The organism is Shewanella sp. 11B5 (assembly GCF_002836795.1).
Taxonomy (GTDB): Bacteria; Pseudomonadota; Gammaproteobacteria; order Enterobacterales; family Shewanellaceae; genus Shewanella; species Shewanella frigidimarina.
This window is the reverse complement of sequence record NZ_PJAP01000744.1, coordinates 1-1,862: the sequence shown is the minus strand read 5'-3', so window position 1 is coordinate 1,862 and position 1,862 is coordinate 1. Positions and strand designations below refer to the sequence as shown.

Below are 1,862 nucleotides of genomic sequence, written 5' to 3'. Positions count from 1 at the left end.
GAATTTTCATTATTGCTCACCCTCTGTTGCACTTTTTGTAGCAACGGCTTCTATCGAGGTTTCTTGTAACACATGGCTCGCGGCCGTTTCTTGACTGTTTCGCTCAGACTCCACCTCGGCATACACTTGGCTAAAGCGTTGCTTTATTCGCCCTAACTGTGCCTGTTGCGATTCACTCTCAAACTCTTCTTGCGACAAACGTCGGCCAAATACTTCGTCGACACTGAGCTCAGATAAAGTTTCATTATCTAGCTGCTTAATGTGTTGCTGTCGTTGACTGCGGGCACGCTTTAACTGCAATACTTCAACCGCTTTGTCTTGAGTCATGTCGGCAATGCGCGATTGCAAATCAGACAAATAATCTTGTTGTGACACTTCAATGCTCAACCAAGTCGTTTTTGCGGATTCTGCTTGCAATGCAAATGTGCTTATCTGCTGCTCAATGCTATCTAAGTCGCCTTTTAACACCTGCATCGGCTGGAAAACAGGCACCATTAATGGTGTGATTTGAGATAATTTGGCATCACTAAATTCGACCAAGAATACCGATTTATTAGTGGTATTATCTGCCGCGAGTTCATCAAAACTTAACGCTATTGGTGAACCGCTGTAACGAATATGTTCAGATTTTGCCACCACTTGAGGCCGATGAATATGACCTAATGCAATGTAGTCTGCGGCAGGAAACAGCGCCGCATTAAAAGCATCTAAACTGCCTATATAAATATCACGCACGGATTCTGAGGTGCTTGCACCCACTGTGGTTAAATGACCTGTCGCAATAATGGGTACTGGCGTGGTAAAGGTATTATTGAGTTGTTCAGCTTGCTCAAAACAGCGCTGATACAACTCGCTAATGGCATCACCCAATTTACGTTGTTTATCTATCGACGATTCACCTGATTCACTTAGCACCACATCACGTGGGCGTAAAAAAGGTAAACCACATAAAATAGCGCCAACGTCACCTTGGCGATTTTTGAGGGTAAATACATGCTCTTCAAAATGCTCTAATGCACCTGGAATAACCACAGTATTTAGGCAAGCAAGGAGATGTTTAGATTCATTCAACGTCGACACAGAGTCGTGATTACCGCCCAATAAAATTAGCTGGCAACCTGTTTGTTGAATTTGAACAATAAATTGATTATATAGCTTACGGGCATAACTTGGCGGTGTGCCGGTATCGAAAATATCGCCAGCGACAATAAGCGCATCAACCTGGTGAATGTTTATTTGTTCAAGTAACCACTGCATAAAAGCGTGGTGCTCAGCTGCGCGACTTTTACCATAAAAATATTGGCCAAGATGCCAATCTGATGTGTGAATAATGCGCATAACATCCCTTCAATAAAAACAAACACGTACACCACATAATGATGGCGTTAATAAACCCAAATTATCGATACTATGATCACATGTACCGCGATCACATGCACTGCTATCACATATATTGCGACCACAATAATTTGCCGCTCATGCCCAATGACATCACTACCACCAAAGGTTTAATGATTTTAACGCCTTTGGTCACCACTAAACGTGAACCTAACGTAGCACCAATGGCTTGGCCTACCAGCATAATTAATCCCAATACCACCGCGACTTGACCACCGATTAAAAAGAAAATTAACGACGCAATATTAGTAGCAAAATTGAGTAACTTTGCATGCGCGGTTGCCTTGGCCAAACCAAAACCAGCCAATGACACAAATGCTAAGGCAAAAAAACTGCCAGTACCTGGGCCAAAGAAACCATCATATAAACCAACGCCCAATGCGGCAGTAAAAGCAAACACACTTGGAGTGAGGACTTGTTGGCGATCTTGTTCACTTATTTTTTTAGAGAATAAAAAATAACAA

The 1,862-nt window shown here is 42.5% G+C and carries 2 protein-coding genes; both read right to left on the bottom strand.

Going from position 1 to position 1,862, the window contains the following annotated elements; genetic code table 11:
• Positions 1-9: 9 nt before the first annotated feature.
• A complete protein-coding gene (gene sbcD, locus CXF78_RS15985) occupies positions 10-1,338 on the bottom strand; it encodes an exonuclease subunit SbcD (RefSeq protein WP_102037339.1) in 1,329 nt (442 codons plus the stop codon).
• A gap of 106 nt (positions 1,339-1,444) precedes the next feature.
• Positions 1,445-1,862 (bottom strand): TSUP family transporter (locus CXF78_RS15980; RefSeq protein ID WP_180957180.1); only part of this gene is annotated, 418 nt, incomplete at its 5' end.

Excerpts from the sequence above, each read along its gene's own strand:
- sbcD (WP_102037339.1), bottom strand. The coding sequence starts at position 1,338 with ATGCGCATTATTCACACATCAGATTGGCATCTTGGCCAATATTTTTAT.